At 43.2% G+C, this 18,733-nt stretch carries 18 protein-coding genes and 1 riboswitch; of the genes, 11 read left to right on the top strand and 7 right to left on the bottom strand.

All coding sequences use genetic code 11. The features are described from left to right. Together ACQKFO_RS08170 and ACQKFO_RS08165 are read right to left on the bottom strand one after the other, a co-directional pair. A partial coding sequence (locus ACQKFO_RS08170; protein WP_427597894.1) for a hypothetical protein occupies positions 1 to 516 on the bottom strand: 516 nt, incomplete at its 3' end. Between the two features lie 27 nt (positions 517 to 543). Then, positions 544 to 1,770 (bottom strand): hypothetical protein, encoded by a 1,227-nt coding sequence (locus ACQKFO_RS08165; protein ID WP_427597893.1) that lies wholly within the window; start codon positions 1,768 to 1,770, stop codon positions 544 to 546. Positions 1,771 to 2,075: 305 nt separating this feature from the next. Here ACQKFO_RS08165 and ACQKFO_RS08160 point away from each other — a divergent pair, with 305 nt between their 5' ends. The 11 genes from ACQKFO_RS08160 to ACQKFO_RS08110 all read left to right on the top strand — a co-directional run bounded on the left by ACQKFO_RS08160 (position 2,076) and on the right by ACQKFO_RS08110 (position 13,597). After that, complete coding sequence (locus tag ACQKFO_RS08160; RefSeq protein WP_082386245.1) at positions 2,076 to 2,204, top strand: YflJ family protein; 129 nt, start codon at positions 2,076 to 2,078, stop codon at positions 2,202 to 2,204. Between the two features lie 188 nt (positions 2,205 to 2,392). Further along, positions 2,393 to 2,494, top strand: a riboswitch (purine riboswitch). Positions 2,495 to 2,628: 134 nt separating this feature from the next. Next, on the top strand, positions 2,629 to 3,822 hold the full coding sequence (locus tag ACQKFO_RS08155) for a NupC/NupG family nucleoside CNT transporter (protein ID WP_427597892.1): 1,194 nt from the start codon (positions 2,629 to 2,631) through the stop codon (positions 3,820 to 3,822). 90 nt (positions 3,823 to 3,912) lie between these two features. Then, a complete protein-coding gene (locus tag ACQKFO_RS08150; RefSeq protein ID WP_113968670.1) occupies positions 3,913 to 4,416 on the top strand; it encodes an acyl-CoA thioesterase in 504 nt (167 codons plus the stop codon). Positions 4,417 to 5,043: 627 nt separating this feature from the next. Then, entirely contained in the window at positions 5,044 to 6,021 is a 978-nt protein-coding gene (locus ACQKFO_RS08145; protein ID WP_427597891.1) for a BMP family ABC transporter substrate-binding protein, read from the top strand. A gap of 22 nt (positions 6,022 to 6,043) precedes the next feature. Next, on the top strand, positions 6,044 to 7,702 hold the full coding sequence (locus ACQKFO_RS08140) for a methyl-accepting chemotaxis protein (protein ID WP_427597890.1): 1,659 nt from the start codon (positions 6,044 to 6,046) through the stop codon (positions 7,700 to 7,702). Between the two features lie 404 nt (positions 7,703 to 8,106). Beyond that, positions 8,107 to 9,111, top strand: coding sequence for a rod-share determining protein MreBH (gene mreBH, locus ACQKFO_RS08135; protein WP_034761217.1), 1,005 nt, complete (start codon positions 8,107 to 8,109; stop codon positions 9,109 to 9,111). A 476-nt stretch (positions 9,112 to 9,587) separates the two neighbouring features. Then, positions 9,588 to 10,151: an RNA polymerase sigma factor gene (locus ACQKFO_RS08130; RefSeq protein WP_427597889.1), complete on the top strand. Its 564-nt coding sequence runs from the start codon at positions 9,588 to 9,590 to the stop codon at positions 10,149 to 10,151. Continuing rightward, positions 10,148 to 10,864 (top strand): anti-sigma factor, encoded by a 717-nt coding sequence (locus tag ACQKFO_RS08125; RefSeq protein ID WP_427597888.1) that lies wholly within the window; start codon positions 10,148 to 10,150, stop codon positions 10,862 to 10,864. Before ACQKFO_RS08130 ends, ACQKFO_RS08125 begins: the two co-directional genes overlap by 4 nt. Positions 10,865 to 11,215: 351 nt before the next feature. After that, positions 11,216 to 12,568: a copper amine oxidase gene (locus tag ACQKFO_RS08120; RefSeq protein WP_427597887.1), complete on the top strand. Its 1,353-nt coding sequence runs from the start codon at positions 11,216 to 11,218 to the stop codon at positions 12,566 to 12,568. Between the two features lie 74 nt (positions 12,569 to 12,642). Beyond that, entirely contained in the window at positions 12,643 to 13,281 is a 639-nt protein-coding gene (locus ACQKFO_RS08115; RefSeq protein ID WP_427597885.1) for a class F sortase, read from the top strand. Positions 13,282 to 13,369: 88 nt separating this feature from the next. Then, positions 13,370 to 13,597, top strand: coding sequence for a hypothetical protein (locus ACQKFO_RS08110; RefSeq protein WP_427597884.1), 228 nt, complete (start codon positions 13,370 to 13,372; stop codon positions 13,595 to 13,597). 39 nt (positions 13,598 to 13,636) lie between these two features. On the opposite strand, the gene ACQKFO_RS08105 is transcribed toward ACQKFO_RS08110, so the two are convergent. The 5 genes from ACQKFO_RS08105 to ACQKFO_RS08085 form a co-directional block, all read right to left on the bottom strand. Further along, positions 13,637 to 14,716: a nitric oxide synthase oxygenase gene (locus ACQKFO_RS08105; RefSeq protein ID WP_427597883.1), complete on the bottom strand. Its 1,080-nt coding sequence runs from the start codon at positions 14,714 to 14,716 to the stop codon at positions 13,637 to 13,639. 102 nt (positions 14,717 to 14,818) lie between these two features. Next, positions 14,819 to 15,334: an N-acetyltransferase family protein gene (locus ACQKFO_RS08100; RefSeq protein ID WP_427597882.1), complete on the bottom strand. Its 516-nt coding sequence runs from the start codon at positions 15,332 to 15,334 to the stop codon at positions 14,819 to 14,821. 98 nt (positions 15,335 to 15,432) lie between these two features. Beyond that, on the bottom strand, positions 15,433 to 16,413 hold the full coding sequence (locus ACQKFO_RS08095; RefSeq protein WP_427597881.1) for an NAD(P)/FAD-dependent oxidoreductase: 981 nt from the start codon (positions 16,411 to 16,413) through the stop codon (positions 15,433 to 15,435). 86 nt (positions 16,414 to 16,499) lie between these two features. Next, on the bottom strand, positions 16,500 to 18,377 hold the full coding sequence (gene abc-f / locus ACQKFO_RS08090) for a ribosomal protection-like ABC-F family protein (protein ID WP_427597880.1): 1,878 nt from the start codon (positions 18,375 to 18,377) through the stop codon (positions 16,500 to 16,502). Between the two features lie 228 nt (positions 18,378 to 18,605). Next, positions 18,606 to 18,719 (bottom strand): RAxF-45 family protein, encoded by a 114-nt coding sequence (locus ACQKFO_RS08085; protein ID WP_427597879.1) that lies wholly within the window; start codon positions 18,717 to 18,719, stop codon positions 18,606 to 18,608. Positions 18,720 to 18,733 lie beyond the last annotated feature (14 nt).

The following is an 18,733-nucleotide window of genomic DNA, read 5'->3' as shown; positions in this document are numbered from 1 at the left end:
TTCGTTCATAACAGCTGCATCCGTATCTGCATTCACTTTTGCCGATTCATCTTCTCCTTCAACCGCTGCGTTTACATCCTGTGATGCTCCCGCTTCTGTTTTTGAAGTAGCTGAATCTTCTTCTACCATTGTTTCGTTCATAGCAGCAGCGTCCGTATCTGCATTCACTTCTGCTGATTCGTCTTCTCCTTCAACCGCTGCGTTTACATCTGAAGTCGCTTCTGCACCATTATTCGTAGTAACAGAATCATTCTCTTCATCGACGACGGTTTCGTTTACGACATTTGCATCAGCATCAGCATTTGCATCCGTATTCGATTCTTCATCTGATCCACCGATGTTTAATCCATTTAATAGACCCTCTTCAGAATCCAGGATGTTGACGTCTTCCAGTATTCCATCATTGCTGTTAAGCAGAGAATCATTACCTGCTGCTAAGCTTGTTTGACCTCCGATTGCAAGACTTGCTGCTAATCCACCTGTCATTACTAATGTTCTAAATACGCTTTTTCTCATTTTATTTTTCTCTCCTTTTAAAAGTTTTTAGTTTATATACCTTTGAAAAGAAGAGATTGCCTGAGGTGGTTGGGACGGTGGTGCGTTTAACCATTGATCATAATAAAGATTCTTTTTCTCATATAAATTGGCTTTTTGGAAATTGACGGCCCCTGCTTGCTGGTCCGACACATACCATAAAGAGCTAGATCCGGTGGTTTGCCCATTCATTCCACTCGTGCTTGAAGGCTGACTTGTGGAATTAGTGGTTGTTGTCGTTAATACCGGTTCCATCTTTTTGGCAGGTGTGAAAGGACGTTCCTTCTGGTTTTTCGGTTCTTCAACCTTGAAGGCTTCCTTTGCCTCAACTTTAGCCGGTTTGGTAAGTATTGAGTCTTTTAGTTGTTTTGCTTTGCTAATTCTAATGGAATTTTCATCAGGGACATCTTTTTTGAATGTTTCCTTCTGAACATCCTGAACATCTTCTTTCTCCACTTCTACTTTCTCATCCACCTTAATGTCAACCGATGGCTCATCGTTTACTTCTGTTTCAACGATTCCAGTGTCCACTTCAACAGATGGTTCGTCTGAAACATCTGCTTCTACTACTCCTGTATCCACTTTTACTTGTGGATCCTTAGAAACGTCGACATCGACAATCCCTGCATTTACTTTCACTTCAGGATCTTCTGATAGATCGACTTCTAATAAAGGCTCATCGTCTGACAAAGAATCTGTAACTGGTTCTGTCGTTTCTTCCACCGTGTTCGTGACCGTATTGGTTGTCGATTCAACTGTATTGCTTACCGATTTCGTTGTTTCTTCAACAGTATTGGTAACGGACTTCGTTGTATTGTTCACCGTTTCCGTTACAGGAGCCGCTGATTCCCCTACGATATCGGTAACCGGTTTTGTTGTACGTTCCACGGTTTTGTCTACAGTATTTCCGACCGTTTTGGTTGCAGAATTCACTTTATTTGAAACGGTCCCAGTCGTCTGATCAACCATTTCTGTCACTGAATCAACTGTACCCGAGAGTATATTCCCTTTTGATTGATTCTCCTCCTTTGAAGTTTTACTTTTCTCTTCAATGGAAGGTTTGTCCTTCTCCTCGTCAGGAGCGGATACGGCTTCATTCACGGTTGACGTTGCTTCATCAGTGACAGCGTCGACTTCATTTGTCACATTGGAGAGAAGTCCGCCATCTGCAGAAGCAAAAGTGGGTATACTGATGACTCCCAGAAATAGCAAAGCCTGAATTAGGCGTTTATGCACTGCGTCTTGTCACCTCCTTCCGATTCGCTTTTTTGGGGTGTGGTGTACCTGAGACCGGCACCCTCCATCCAATTTTCACAAAGCTAACGAAGGTGGTTCAATTTTGGATCACTTTTTTTCAAAAAAAATAATTTTCCCTGAAAAATTTTCAGAAAAGGATGAATCCGAAAAATTCCCTTTACCCCCTTTTTTCATGAAATATGAGATGTTACAATGTACAACCGTAAGCAATCTTAACGTAGCTCATACGAAGAGCTAGTCGGAGATTCCAATCAATAACAAGCAAAGAAAGGATGTTGATTTCAATGCATATCGGAAGCAAAGGCTGGTACGTACAAGAACTAAAAAAAGCAGGCGTACGCCACTACGAGGAACGCTATGTAGAATCCTACAAAAAACACGTTCTTGCAAACCTATTAGAACGTACAAAATAAGAAGACACAAGAGAGGGACGGACCTCGATTCCTATGACCTGGTCATAGGAATGAAGGTCCGTCCCTCTTTTTTTTGGAATTTTGTTAAAAATAGTGAAAAAGAATCACCACGTTTTTCCATGCTTTTCTTTTTTAAAAACCATTGTGATAGTGTTCAGTCGTGTGATAGAGTAGAAAACATATTTCAAATCAACTTCATACGAATTCCTTATATATCTATGGTGATATGGACCATAAGTCTCTACCTGGCAGCCGTAAAGTGCCGGACTATAAGGAAAGTCTTTTCTATATGCTGTATGTGTATGGAGACTTTCCCTATTTAATAGAGAATGTCTTCATGCACTTTTTTATTTTCTCGAGAGGTCTGACATCATACCACACAAACTGAGAATTCGTTGAAGATTACATTTTGGGGGATTGTATTATGAGTTTAGTATATGGCATCTTATCATTACTTGGAGTTCTATTTTTGGCCTGGCTGCTGAGCAGCAACCGATCAAGCATTCAATGGCGTACGATCATCATTGGGATCTGCCTGGAATTCCTGCTTGTCTTATTTGTATTAAAAGTCCCATTCGGACAAACCATTTTGAAAAAAGCTGCCCTGGGCGTACAGAAAGTCATCGACTACAGCAATGAAGGAATCATGTTCGTGTTCGGAGGATTTTTTGAGAAGGGAACGAACATTTCATTTGTCTTCGCAATCAATGTTCTGGGTGCGATCATCTTTATTTCTGCACTCATTTCAGCACTTTACTACTTACGCATCATTCCATTCTTTGTAAAATATATCGGAATTGGATTGGGTAAGATCCTTGGGACAACAAAGGTTGAGTCGTTTAATGCAATCGGAAATTCCTTTCTTGGATTAGCAGAGGCTCCCCTTTTGATCAAGCCTTATTTAGCTAAGCTGACGCGTTCTGAACTTTTTGCCGTGATGGTTGGGGGAACAGCTTCGGCAAGTGGAGCGATTTTAATCGGATATTCCTTGATGGGAATCGACATGAAATTCCTTCTTCTATCCGTCTTTAGTGTACCTATCGTCTCTCTTGTGATTGCCAAAATCATCGAACCAGAAACAGAAGAGTCCAGGACGAATGGAGATATTTCGTTAGGGAAAACCACTCATACGAACGTATTCGAAGCGATTTCGGAAGGTGCCCTGAGTGGTACTCAGCTGGCAATCAATATTGGTGGACTGCTCATAGCTTTTATCGGGATCCTTGCTCTCGTCAACGGATTACTGGGTGCTGTCGATATGAGTCTTTCCGCGGTCTTCGGCTACCTGTTCTATCCACTGGCTCTTCTCGTCGGTATTCCAATGGATGAAGCGTTCCGTGCTGCCTCCATTATCGGGACGAAGCTTTCTGTTAATGAATTCGTCGCATACAAAGAACTTTCAGGAATGATGAGCGAACTTTCACCGAAGACTGTTGCGATACTATCCGTTGCTCTTTGTAACTTTGCGAACCTGTCTTCGATCGGTCAATTGATTGTCGGATTAGGTTCTTTGGAGCCGACACAGCGTCCAATGGTTTCTAAATTAAGCTTGAAGGCCATCATAGCCGGTACACTGGCGAGCTTCATAACGGCCATTGTCATTAGTATATTTCTATAATTTTTTCTCGATTATGTTTCTTCCGCCCCCCTTTAGTGAATAGTATAAGGTAGCAATCTTTTTTCACATTGACAACGGAAGGTGAATTCATTGAGAGAAAAAAAGTTTATGAAAGAAACGAAAACAAGTAAAACGACCCACGTTCTTCCACCTGACACCAACCATCATGGTACACTGTTTGGTGGAAAACTGATGGCCTATATAGACGACGTGGCCTCCATTGCCGCTACTCGTCACGCCCGCAAGCCCGTCGTAACGGCTTCAACAGATTCCGTCGACTTCCTGCAGCCCATAAAAGTAGGGGATGCTGTGACTTTGGAAGCGATGGTCACATATACCGGTCGCAGCTCCATGGAGGTTTGCGTGAAGGTCACTTCAGAGGTGCTTCTAACAGGAGAAACCAATGTGGCAGCCATCTCTTTCTTGACCTTTGTTGCTTTAGAAGGCAATAAACCAGCCGTCATTGCGGAAGTCGTGCCGGAAACTGAAGAAGAGAAATGGCTGAACGAAACCGCCAAGAACCGTGCTGAGCACCGTAAAGCACGCAAAAAACATAGTCAGGAGCTTGCGGAGTTTTTCCGTAAAGCGTATTGATGAAGGAGAGATGCTTGTAGAGAGCATCTCTTTTTTTGTGGAAGAATCCGTTCGCCGATATATTTGAAAATTCGCCGTTAAAAGTGAGATTTCGCCGTTATATTGAAAATTCCGCCGTTAAAATAGGATTTCCGCCGTTAACTTGGAATCCGGTCTCCTGCCGAATATTAATCGTACGAAAATTCATAGCCTAAATTAATACGACGAATCAGCACTTCGCTGATATATGTGGAATTACGCTGATAAAGGTCTGATTTCGCTGATATTTTGAAAATTTCGCTGATAAAAGGCAAATTCCGCTGATATCTTGCGTCCGATGTCTAAAACGCTTCTCATTTCCCTTCCAAAATCCATCCCCTCCCCCTTTTCCGATCATATCAATTGTAGTTCCACACCAGATAATTGTAATTATCCATTTTAGTTGCCGATTCCCCACCAAATAATGGTGAATATCCAAATAACATTACCAAACCAATGTACACAACCACACCACACACTCACCCCGTAAACTCCAATCACCCCCACAACACTTTTTTCCCTCCTCCCCTTCAAAATAGGTCCGTCCCTCCGATAATACAGAGGGACGGACATGTGAATGTCTCAATTTTTATTTTTGGAGGTAGTGTTTTGAAAAGAATAATCAGCATGTTTCTTTTTGTCATGCTTGTTGTGGCGGGATGTTCCACGCCCATGACGGAAGAAGCGAGTATAGAAAAGCAGCAGAGTATTGGAATTCTTCTCTCTGACACAGGGCTTGGAGATGGATCGTTTAACGATTCAGCATTTAGAGGGTTAGAAAGGGCACGGGATGAATTAGGTATTTTATTTGATTATAGAGAAGCACCGGATGGAAACTTTGAAGAGGCACTTCAGGAGCTTGTCGATCAGAAGCATGAGCTTGTGATCGGACTTGGATTTTCGATTCAAGATGCCATTGAAAAGATTGCAATAGAAAATCCTGACCAGAAGTTTCTATTGATAGACGGATTTTCAGATGTGGATAATATCACATCCATTACGTTTAAAGAACATGAAGGCAGCTTCCTTCTCGGAATGGTGGCAGCTATGAAATCAAAAAGCAACACGATTGGATTCATTAGTGGAGCCGATGTTCCTGTCATTCAACGTTTTGAAAAAGGATTCGAACAAGGGGCTCAGTACATCAATCCTTCCATAAAGGTATTGAAGGATAACGCCGACAACTTTGGTGACGCTGAGCTTGGCGGGAAAATAGCGGAGAACCAAATGAAACAAGGCGCCGATTTTATTTATCCTGCCGCTGGTTTTACAGGCGTGGGAGCGATTCAGGCTGCGCAAAAAGCAGGCATTTTATCTGGAGGGGTCGACTCGGATCAATACTTCATTGCCGAAAAGTCGGTTGTTACGTCCATGGTCAAAAAAGTGGATAACGCGGTTTTCAACATTACAAATGAACTCATTTCAAATCAAAAAATAACTCAACAAGCCTATGAGCTGGGGCTCAAAGAAGATGGAGTGGGACTAGCCCCCATTCGTGTCACGAGCTTGTCTCCTGAAGAAACAAAACAACTAGAAGACGCTAAAGACAAAATCATCTCTGGGGACATTACAATTAAATTGCAATAAATCTCATCTAAGGAGTATTCTCATGGCATTAAAAAAACGATTACTGATTTTGGGACTTATCCCCCTTATCCTTTCGACGATTATCATTGGATACATCGTCTCTCAATTGATTTCTCTGCAAAATTCTGCTAATGAAGATGTACAAGTGCTTCTTGAAACAGAGACATTGCGGGGAGATTTGATTGTGGCAAAGCAGGCACTATCCAATTACTCCGTCAATTCAACGGCAGAAAACAAACAAATGGTAGAAGGTATGCTGGAACAAACTTCTACGCAGATCTCCGTTTTGAAAAAGCTTTTGACCGTTAAAAATCAGCAAGAAACGCTTTCCTCCATCGAGACGAAATTCACAGATTTGAAGACTGTCTCAGATGCTGCTCTCACTGAAATGAACAAAGCGGAGATCAAACGACAGTCGATCCGCATCTCCGGCGTCCTGAATGATATGTATCTATTAACGAAACAAACAAATGATTGGTATCAAAGCCTTTTAAAAGAAAACAAGAGGCAAATTGAATTTATTGTGTGGGTGTCAGTGATCGGATTCATCTTAACCATCATCCTTTCTATGACAGCATCTACTTTACTGACACATCGAATTGTGAAGCCTTTAAATATTATGGTGGATAACGCTGAAAAGATGGCCAATGGGGATTTAACGATTTCAGTTGATTCAATTAAAGAGAAAAACAGTAAATTTGAAGTGGACAAACTCCAAACGGCTTTTCACCATATGGTTCTGAACCTGCGGAGTACGGTTCAATCCGTCCATGATATCGGATCAAATGTAGAGAAGTTCACCCAGGATGTACGCTCACAAATGACGAGTTTGGCAGAAAGCAGCAACCAGGTGGCGGTTTCCACTGAAGAACTGGCAAAAGGAAGTCAATCCATCTCTGAAGACATCCAATCAACGGCTGCTTTAATGTCTCTGATGGGTGATGATTTTGCCCAGAATGTGAGACAAAGCGGAGAATCATCCGCAAGCAGTAAAGTGGCATTGGATTCGGTGAAGCATGGCCGGGCATCCTTAAATAAGCAGCAGGAATTTGCTGAAATGATCGCTGAATCTTCTTCATCCATCATGGATTCCATCGAACATTTTGCCCAATATACCGGTGAAATCGAACATGCCTCCCATGCGGTCAGGGAAATTGCCGATCAAACAAATCTCTTAGCACTAAACGCAGCAATCGAAGCAGCCAGAGCCGGGGACGCAGGGAAAGGATTCGCCGTCGTTGCCCAGGAAGTCCGAAAACTGGCAGAAGACTCATCCGTTGCAACCGAGCGAATCGGTAACATGGTCGGGAATATCAAAAATGGCATCCACTCTATTATGGAAGCTTCTCAAAAAGGAAAATCCCTTTCCACCCAGCAAGTGGACTCCATGAGTGTGACAGAGGATGCGTTTAAAGACATCTCCGGAAACGTTTCAACCATTTATGAAAACCTAGTCCAACTTGAAAATGGCATGCAAGCTTCGAATGAGCGTACCAATCAGGTGATTGCAGCCATTGAAAACATCTCGGCAATCACAGAGGAAACCGCTGCCGGAACGGAAGAAATCTCTTCTTCTACAGAAGAGCAGCTGAGGTACTTCGAACAAATGAATGAACAAGTAGGAAAATTGAACGGAATGACAGCAGAAATGAAAAAAGAGTTGGAGCGGTTTACGCTTTGATAATGGAAAAATGCCTCTTAGTGGGGCATTTTTTCTTTTAAAAGAAATAGGCTACAAGACTCCCCTTCCCTTCATTTTCACCTAAGCCCCATCCCATATGACCACCCGTGTCTCCAGAAAGATCCATTCACCACCATTCGACTACTCCAAACATCCCTATCTATATTACAGAACGTTTAAATTTTTTTAACGAACAATAAATCAAGGTCCGTCCCCGCGTACCCGTATAGGTATATAAAACCCCTCCATTATACACTTTCACTTTTTTAAGAACGCTTTCACTTCTGTCATACTTTGTAATAATTTGTCGGTGGTAAATATCTCCACCTTCATAACCCTCAAAAATCTCCTATACTGTATAGAAGGTTATACTGTCTAGAATTCTTATAGTTGGAGGAATATTGATGTTATCAAACTCTGAAATTGGTATCGATTTAGGAACTGCAAATATACTTGTTTATAGTAAAAATAAAGGAATTATACTTAATGAACCATCTGTTGTCGCAATCGACACAGAGAATAAAACGGTATTGGCGGTTGGAACCGAAGCCAAGAGCATGATCGGGAAAACGCCTGGGAAAATCGTGGCAGTACGCCCGCTTAAAGATGGTGTGATTGCCGACTTTGACGTGACAACTGAAATGTTAAAACAAGTGATGAAAAAAGCGAGTAAAAAACTTGGATTCTCTATTCGCAAGCCAACGGTAGTTGTTTGTACTCCTTCTGGTGCTACAAGTGTTGAGAGAAGAGCGATTCAGGATGCCGTGAGAGGAAGCGGCGCGAAATCCGTGACCCTTATTGAAGAACCTGTAGCTGCTGCCATCGGTGCTGACTTGCCTGTAGGTGAGCCTGTTGCCAACGTAATCGTTGATATCGGTGGCGGAACGACGGAAGTAGCGATCATCTCTTACGGTGGCGTTGTTTCCTGTAACACGATCCGTATCGGTGGGGATCAAATGGATGAAGATATCGTTCAGTACGTTCGCAAACGTTACAATCTGTTGATTGGTGAAAGAACCGCTGAATTAGTGAAGATCGAAGTCGGTCAAGCATTGATCGACCATGAAGAAAGAACGATGGATATTCGTGGACGTGACCTGGTGACGGGCCTTCCAAAAACAATCGAACTATCATCAAACGAAATTCAGGATGCGTTAAAAGAATCTCTTCTTCACATCTTGGAAACGATCCGTGCGACATTGGAAAATTGTCCTCCTGAACTAAGTGGGGACATTGTAGACCGCGGTGTGATTCTGACTGGTGGTGGAGCACTTCTGAACGGACTTCAAGATTGGTTGAGCCAGGAAATCGTTGTACCGGTTCACTTAGCTCCAAACCCATTGGAGTCAGTGGCAATCGGCACAGGACGTTCCCTATCCGTGATTCACAAATTGCAAAAAGTAAAATAAACACAAGATAAGGCTGGGACAAAAGTGTTTTAGTCTAAGTAAAACCCGAACCAATCCGCTTTTTAGAGGCAGATTGGTTCGGGTTTATTATTTATTTTTGGTCCATTTGATTTTAGCAGTCTCCAGCGGTTGATTGGAGTGCAAGACGAAGACTCCTGCGGGAAAAGTAGCTTATGTGAGACCCCGCAGGCTTGCCGAGGAGGCTCACGGGCTACCCGCGGAAAGCGTAGTCTTGCACGGAAATCATTAGCGGCATTAAGAACCTACACTTCTATTGTTCGTCTTTATTTCGTGATTTTTTAGTTTTGTCCCAGCCTCATCTTGTTATCAATCCCAAATCCCCCTATTTACCCCACTAACATTTTTTTCAAACATTTATGATCCAAAATCTAATTCCATTCGTTAGCTTATTAAAATTGAGTTCCTCTCCGTTGTTTAGTATCCTTATTTTATATGTCAAAGATAAGGAGCGTATTATGCCCAATGATCGTCACGATATAGAACTGTATCAGCAAGTATTAGCCCAGGATTCAACAGCATTACGACAACTTTATCAACAATACGAAAAACTGATTTATTCATTCTCTTATAAAATGACGGGTGATCGGGAAATTGCAGAGGAAGTGATTCAAGAGGTATTTATGAAACTCTGGAAAAAGCACTCTCCCTATGACCACAGTAAAGGAAAATTTTCATCATGGCTGTTAACGATGACGAGAAATACCTGCCTTGATGCGATCCGCAGGCGAAAGAAACATGAGTCTGTTGAATATATAGAGAAAGACTCCCTGCAAGTGACCCATGAAACTCCTGCCGATCAGTTGGAATGGAAAGAAAAAGGAGCAGCGATTCGGGAGTGTATCCAGTCGTTGAAGGATGATCAGCAAAACATTGTGCAATTATTTTACTTCAAAGGATTGACACAACAATCCATTGCCGATTCAACTGACACTCCACTAGGAACTGTCAAAGGAAGGATCCGTTTGGCGCTAAAGCATTTACACACGTGTCTTAAAGGGAAAGGAGGTCAATTCGAATGACTACACACCAATGCGAATACTTACTGGATTACTACAACGGTCATTTATCTGAAATTGAGAGAGCACAATTTGAAAAGCATCTGGAAAGCTGTCCCCAGTGTCAGGAAGAACTTCATGAACTGGAGCATCTGGCAGAGTATATGCCTTTCGCATCTGATGTTGTCGAGCCTCCCAAAGACCTGGAAGACCGTGTTTTGGCTAACATTCTGGGTGAAGAGAAGCCAAAGGCTAACGTCGAACCTTTCTCCAATAAGAAAAAGAGATCATGGTTCCTTCCTTCTGTCGCAGCAGCCCTGGCCCTTTCCTTAATCGGGAATGCGTATCTGTTTACACAGATCGAGGACCAGAACGAAGTGGTTGAACAAGCAACCATCGATCAGGTGATACAATATGTCGACCTGGCTAGTGTCAGTGGAAATGCCAAAGGTACGGCAAGTATCATCAAGCAGGGTGAACAAACAAGCATGGTGGTCCAGGCTTCTGAGCTTCAGGATCTCACTAAAGAAGAGGTGTATCAGGTCTGGCTCATTAAAGATGATAAACCTGAGCGTGCCGGAACATTTGTCACGAGTAAGGATGGCAAAGGTTCTGTCGTATTCAAATTTAACGAAGAGTTCACGAAGAAAGATTGGGATACAGTGGCCATCACCCTTGAGCCTGATGCGAACAGCCAGTTACCTCAGGGGGACATTGTGTTAGCTTCGGAAATATAAAAAAATTCAATAAATGTTTTTTCGCCGGGCAGTCCTGTACTGCCGGGCTTTTTTCATTTCTAGAAGTAATTATTTCGTGTTTTTCGCCTATCGAAATGTTTGAGAAATTCGTACCAGGGAAATAAGTCCTATGTAACAGAAGTTATACAAATATTAAACAGTTTCTATTCATTATTCTTTTCTACTTTTTTAAGCGGGCTACATAGTATAAGAACCTCTATCCCTGTATCTTTTACACCCTACTTTTCACCCCTATTAAAAAATAATAGAAAGAAATTTTAAAAAATGTGATCCATGTTTAAACTTCTGTCGTTAGCTCTATGAAAATATAAAAAAAGGAGAGATTCCATTATGAAAATGAAAAAAAGTTATTTAGCAGTCCCATTAAGTATGACATTACTAGTACCGACTGTAGGTACAGTTTCTGCCCACAACGGTGAAGATCATTCACATGAGGCGAAAGTGGATACTCCAGCAGGAGAATTAAGAACAACCTTAGATCACTTACTTACTGAGCATGCATACTTAGCGGTGGAAGCAATGAGACGTGGAGCTGAAGGTGCTGAAGATTTTGATGCAGCGGCCGGGGCCCTGAATGATAACGCAGCTGATTTAAAAGGAGCCATCGCTTCTGTATACGGTGAAGAAGCCGGTAATCAATTCAACACCATCTGGACGAATCACATCGGGTTTTTCGTTGATTATGTAAAAGCAACGGGTGCTGATGATCAAGCGGCAAAAGACGAAGCACTTGCAAATCTTGCAGGCTACAAAGAAGAGTTCTCTACCTTCCTTGAAACGGCAACTGGTGAACGTTTAAAATCTGATAGTTTGGCAGAAGGACTTCAAATGCATATCAACCAACTGATCGGTGCATTTGATAGTTATGTAGCCGGAGATTATGAAAAGGCTTACGAATACGAGCGTGAGGCAATCGGACATATGGGAATGGTATCAAAAGGATTATCAAGTGCCATCACAGATCAATACCCTGACAAATTCGAAAATACGATGGCTGTTACACCGGCAACGGACTTACGGTCAACTCTTAACCACCTGTTAACAGAGCATGCTGCCCTTGCGACGATGGCGATGCAAAACGGGATTGACGGATCAGAAGATTTCGATGCTTCTGTTGGTGCCCTGAATGCAAATACTGAGGACCTGTCTGCAGCGATTGCTTCTGTATACGGAGAAGAAGCAGGTAACCAATTTAAAGATATGTGGTCCAAGCATATCGGATTCTTCGTTGATTATGTAGAAGCAACAGGTGCTGAAGACGAAGCAGCAAAAGAAGAAGCCCTTAAGAATCTGGATGGATATCGTGCAGAATTCTCCAAATTCCTTGAAACGGCAACGGATGGCCGCTTGAAATCTGATGCCCTGGCAGAAGGACTTCAAATGCACGTTGAGCAGCTGGTCGGAGCATTCGACAGCTATGCAGCCGGGGATTACGAAAAGTCATGGGATCAAATCCGAATGGCGTATGAGCATATGCTTAATCCGGCAAAAGGATTATCAGGAGCGTTTGCTGATCAGTTCCCTGACAAATTCAAAGCCAATATGCCTTCTGAAATGCCAAACACTGGTATGGGTGGAACAGCCGGAAACGAATTCCCATTCGAATTCCTTCTTGCAGCCCTCTTAATCATCGCTGGTGGAACGACACTGGGAATGAAAAAATACGCTACACACAAAAAATAATGTTAAATGATGAGAGGGACGGACCTATTAAGGTCCGTCCCCCAGTGTGAAGATGAAAGGAGTGGCTTCACATAATGTATACTATGAGGGTTGTACTACTTGTGCTTGTACTATTGCCCATTTCTGCCTGTTCTTCGGGATTTAGTTCAAGTTCCCAAGAGGAAAAAGCGGCCACGCAAACAGCCGAGGAAAAGCCGAAAGCTCAAAAGGCTAGTACCACCACTTCCCCTTCCCCATTTGCTGATACGATCATTAAAGATGAGCGAAGCGGAATCGTGCCAACGACCATTGAAATTCCTGCAATCGATTTATCGGCACCAGTAGAAGCTGTCGGATTAAAAGAAAACGGGGAAATGGACGTTACCGAAAGTTTCGAGAAGACTGGCTGGTACGAAGGCGGATACAAGCCGGGCGAACCTGGAAATGCTGTCATAGGTGGTCATGTGGACAGCCGGAATGGCCCTGCTATTTTTTATAACCTTAACAAACTTTCAAAAGGTGATGAAATCATTGTTAAAAATAAAGATGGTGATGACCGCATCTTCGTTGTAACGGATATGAAGGAATATCCTTGGAATGACGCCCCTCTTCAATCGATTTTCGGATACTCCCACGCAAGCACCCTTAATTTGATCACTTGCACAGGTGACTTTGACCGTTCCTCAAGAAACTACAGCAAACGGCTGGTCGTTTTTACCGAATTGAAGCAATAGACAAACAGCACGGACACCAGCCGCTGCTGTTTTTTTATGGATATTTTTACAAAATAGAGAAACCCTAGTAGTAAGGAAGGTGACAATCATGAACGAACAACAATTAGAGGATTTGTTCAGCTTTTATGGATATGAGGATTTATACAGACGATTCAAGACGCCTCTTTATGTGACTGGCATTATGGATGATGCAGACGCAGAATTAGTTGAAGATTTCTTTGAGAATTTCACATTCGATAGTCCTGTTTTATTTGATGAGTTCAGGTTTTGGTTTCAATATTATGAAGTGTCCAAACGCCCGCCCTTTACGTTTTAAAAAAAGCTGCTTTCTGTAAGAAACAGAAAACAGCTCCCCTTAATAAGGCGCATCCTGATAGAAATAATTCGTCGAATTCCACTTATTCTCGTACTCTTTATGAAAGATATGAGTCGTTGCCGGCGACACAGGCGGAATCAGCCATGTCCAATCCCCTGTTACATCACGTTCTGCACTCTTCTCGTTTTCCTCGAACAAACGGAATTGCTGGGCAGCCGTGTGATGATCCACGATGTTGACTCCATCTTCTTTAAAGGAATGGAGTACGGCGACATTTAACTCGATCAGCGCTTTATCTTTCCACAACGTTGCCGCTCTCGACATATCCAATCCCATGCAGCTCGCTACCTTCGGCAAAAGATTATAGCGGTTCTCATCCGCAAGGTTCCGTGCGCCGATTTCCGTTTCCATATACCAGCCGTTAAATGGAGCTGCTTTATATGAGATGCCTCCGATTTTCAATTCCATATCAGAAATGATCGGAACTCCATACCACTTCAACCCCAAATCCTGGAACCAGTCAAATTCTGGGTGGCGTAGAGGAACCTCCAACGTAAGGCGAGCTTCAATCTCTTTCCACTGTGGAGGTCCGTCCCCGATTTGCACAACGAAAGGCAGGACATCGAAGTCAGTCCCATGTCCTTTCCAGCCAAGTTCCTCGCATTTCTTTGTAAAATCGATGGAATGCGGATCTCCTGCATACTGCCCATCCTCTACATAGCCTGCATACCTGATCAATTGATGATTCCATAATCGGATGTCAGGCTGCTGTGGCTGAGATGGTCTGAAGATGGTAATCGTCGGACGAATTCTTCCATTATTGGAAGCATAGTCAAGGTGGCGCTCTAACGCTCCGAACACCTCGTCCTCCGTCGACGCTTCCCGCTCGTCGAACACGTTCAATGAATTCCAAAACAACCTTCCAATACAGCGATTGCTGTTTCTCCACGCCATCTTGGCTCCGTGTACAAGCTCTTCCCTTGTATGAGTATAGGTTCCTTCTGTACTTAGTTCGTCTTCTATTTGTTGTAAGCGAAGCACCATGTCTGATTCGCTTTTATTTAATTCCTGATAACATTGCTCAATGAAGGCCTTCGCCTCATCCAAAATCGGTGTCAATATAATCGCTTCCCTGCTTTCGTATTCAGCGCATACTGTACCTTCAAGTATACCATTTATCCTATACTCTTTTCCTTGGTACATTTGAACAAGGATTGAATCTTAAAGAGCCAGTGCTTTCTCGTAGCAGCGATATTCCTGATGCCCCTCTGGTTTAGAAGTGAAATAGACCGATCCCCGGTACTCATAGCCCAATTTTTTAAAAAGGTAATTGGCCCCCGTGTTTCTTGAATAGGCATCTAACCGGATGCTCCCGAATCCTCTTTCACGAGCGAGCTCTTCACACCTCTCCATGAATACTTTACCCAATCCATTCCCCTGCTGAAGGGGATCAAGAAACAAGGCATGAATCACCCACTCGTTCGCAAATCGCCACGGAATCTCGGACCACTCCGGAGACTGCCATTCATTCAGGGTCGCGGATCCTGCTATTGTTTCATCTATCATGAATACATATAGATTTCCATTTATCATTTCTTCTTCAAAATATTCACGGCTTGGATAGTGATCATTCCATTGAAGTAATCCCTTTTCATCCAGATCTTTTTTACATCTTAAGTAAACATCCATAATCGTGCCGAGATGGTCAGGGGTCGCTTGCATTAGTTGTATGTTCATTTTTACTTCCTCTTCTTATCATTGAATTTATGTACTCTTCTAGTGTTTCTAGATGATATGTTGGTTATACTGAACCCCCACAATCAACCTTTCACGGATCATGAGAGTGTTGATCCCTTCAGCTTTTCTGCCACTCTCTCCCCGGCTGAGATCCCGGATAAATAAGCACTTTCAAACCGTGTCCGTCCCGCTTCATCATTTTCTCTTAAAAAAACATCCCCACAAACGATCACACGCTTATTCCTTCCAAGTTCCACATAAGGGGAGCGAACGACTTTTTCTGCCTCTGCATATTTCCAGCGTTTCAATTGAGCATCGACCAGTTGATTTCCCTCTCCGAGATGAAGCTCTGCAACCTTCTGAATTTCACCCAAAATAGTGTCGTCCTCAAGGTCAAAGCGCTTCTTCGACCAGGCTCCCGTCATATACACACTCACCGTTACGGTTGAAGAAATTCCTTTCTTGTGATGATCCACCACCCGTTCTACTCCAGGGGGCAACTGTTCATCCTTATGTCCCGGTGCAGGTACGATGCTTTCCTGGTCAAAGGTGAACATACCTACGAAACAAGGAGCGAACGTGATATGCCTCAGTTCCTTACTCTCGATCTTAGATAGCAATGTAAGGGCTTGAGGAACAGGGGCCGTTACGATGATATGTTCACCAAGGATCTTTTCACCGTTATCCAGTTCCACTTCCAGAGGTCCGTCCCTCCCATCCAGTATGGAGGAGACTTTCGTATTGAGCTCTATAGGAAGTGCTACGGCCAGTTTTTTGGCCAGGGCGTTCATTCCATTGACTGAGGTGTAGCGCGGGTAGGGGTCGCCAAACCACTTTTTGATCCAGCCTGCCTGGAGCCATTTCTCCACGTCTACTTGAAGTTCTGCGGAGCGCACGGTGAAGAATTGCGCACCGTGATCGGCTTTTCCGTCATCGATCCGCCTTGTGGCAAGTCTCCCACCTACACTTCTACTCTTTTCAATGACGATGATATCCGTTATGCCATTATCCATTAATGTTTTGGCAGCCATGATCCCTGACAGGCCGCCACCGATGATGATCACTTCTTTTTTCAACATTCACTCTCATCCTCTCTTTTTTCCATTATACAAAGGGCATTGGAAATAATGGAAGGGAGATGACTTCAGCGTCACCTCCCTCTACACTAACCCATTAATTCTTCTAAATCCCCATACATTTTGTCCCGCTCCTGCTCTTTCTGTTCTTTTTCCTTATACAGTTCCTGAAGGATGTCTAAGTCTCCTTGTGTAAGGAGCATCTCTTCAATGGAAAAAATCTCTTCTTCAACCCGCTCAAGCTCAGCTTCTATTTCTTCCACCGTCCTCGACGGTTTTTTCGGAGCTGATTTAGGAGGTGCTTCTTTCTTCACAACAGCTGCAGGCATTTCCAGCGGAACAAGTTCAGGGAGCTTTTCCTTTGCCCAGCTATAAGGACCATCAAAGAAATAAAGTTCACCCTTATGAATCCAGTACGTTTTCTTAAATAACTTATTTAAAAAGTACCGATCATGAGATACAGCCAGAATCGTGCCTTTAAAGTCCTCAAGAGCATCCTCCAACACCTCTCTTGAATCAATATCCAGATGATTCGTCGGTTCATCCAGGACAAGGAAGTTAATGTCCTGATGCATCAATTGGGCAAGGCGGAGCCTCATCTTCTCCCCTCCGCTCAGCTGGCCTACTTTCCTGAACACATTCGGTCCATAAAATAAGAACCCGGCGAGAATATGACGGGCATCCCCCTCTGTCACGGGAACCTCTTCCCGGAACGCATCGATCAAACGAACACTTGGATCCTCCACCGTAAAGTGCTGGGAAAGATAGCCTAACTTCACATTGCTTCCTATTTTCACAACACCTGCATCGGCTGTCTCTTCTCCGAGAAGCATTCTGATAATCGTTGATTTACCGGTTCCATTCTGTCCGACAATCGCGGTACGATCCTTGAAATGAACGTTGAGATCGGCGTTACTGAACAAGCTTTTGTCTCCATAAGACTTTGAAGCATCCTCCATGGCAAACACGATTTTCCCGCTTCGATCACTTTCTTCAAACTCCAATCCCATCTTCTTCCGGTCCAGAATCGGGCGTTTGATCTTCTCCATCCGTTCTAACGCCCTTTCCATGTTACGTGCCCGTTTATGCAAAGCTTCATTAGGCGGATTGGCCTGATTCGCCCATTCCCTTAACCGTTTGATCGCTTCCTTCATTTTCTTTATCTTCTTCTGCTGCTCCTGATACGCTTGAAACTCAATCATCAAACGCTCTTCCTTTTCCTTCACGAAACCGGAGTAATTCGTATGATAAATCGTCAATTCCCCGTCCTCTAAGTCATACACCTGCGTAATCACGTTATCGAGAAAATAACGATCATGTGAAATGCACACGACTGTGCCCTCATACTCTTTCAAAAAATCCTCCAGCCATTCAACGGCACCGATATCCAGGTGGTTCGTCGGTTCATCAAGGAGCAGGAGATCAGGCTTTTGCAAGAGAATCAAACCTAAACAAAGCTTCGTTTGTTCCCCGCCGCTGCAGTCATTAAAGTCCTTATCCACCAGTTCACTGATATCCAATCCATTGACGATCTTTGAAATATTGGATTCAATTTCATATCCACCGCCTAGGGTGAATCGGTCCTGAGTTTTCCCGTATTCCTCTAATAAACGGTTCAGAGTAGCGGCATCATGCTCGGTCCCCATTTGAAGTTCCAACTCTTTTAATCGGTCACCGGTCTTGATTAATTCAGAAAACGCAGAGCGCAATACATTGAGTCCTTTCGTCCCTTCCGGATAGTGAGGGATTTGCGCAAGATAGCCTACCTTGGATCCCTTTTTAAAATGAACAAGACCTTTATCAGGGGATTCGACTCCTGATAATAATTTAAATATCGTCGTCTTCCCGGTCCCATTTCTGCCAACGAGACCGATTCTAGCTCTTTCCGGTATTTCAAAGGATAAGTCCTCAAATATTAAATGTCCTCCAAACATCTTGCTTAATTCCTGTGCGCTGCATAGTATCATGTTCCTCTTCCTTTCGTTCATTTATTTTAAGGTAAGAGGGTCCGTTATGATCACAAAAAAACCATGAGGAAGCAGAAGGCTCTCCCATGGCTGATCGAAGTGCGATTGTACCGCACTTCCCCTTTCATAAAAGAAGGCATAAAAAAAGAGAGCGAAAACGCCCCCTTTTTCCGATTCTTTATAGAAAAGTGATTGGAATTGAGACCTCTTACCGTTCAGTATTCATATCTATTTGCTGAAAAAGGGCATAAGTGTCCCTTTGAACGCAAATACATGAAAAATTGCACGGCAAATGTAAATATAGTCTAAATACTTCCCACGCAATCCTACAGAACGATTCATCTCAATTCCACCTC

Source organism: Rossellomorea sp. NPDC071047 (assembly GCF_050270195.1).
Classification (GTDB): domain Bacteria; phylum Bacillota; class Bacilli; order Bacillales; family Bacillaceae_B; genus Rossellomorea.
This window is presented reverse-complemented; position numbering and strand designations above follow the sequence as displayed.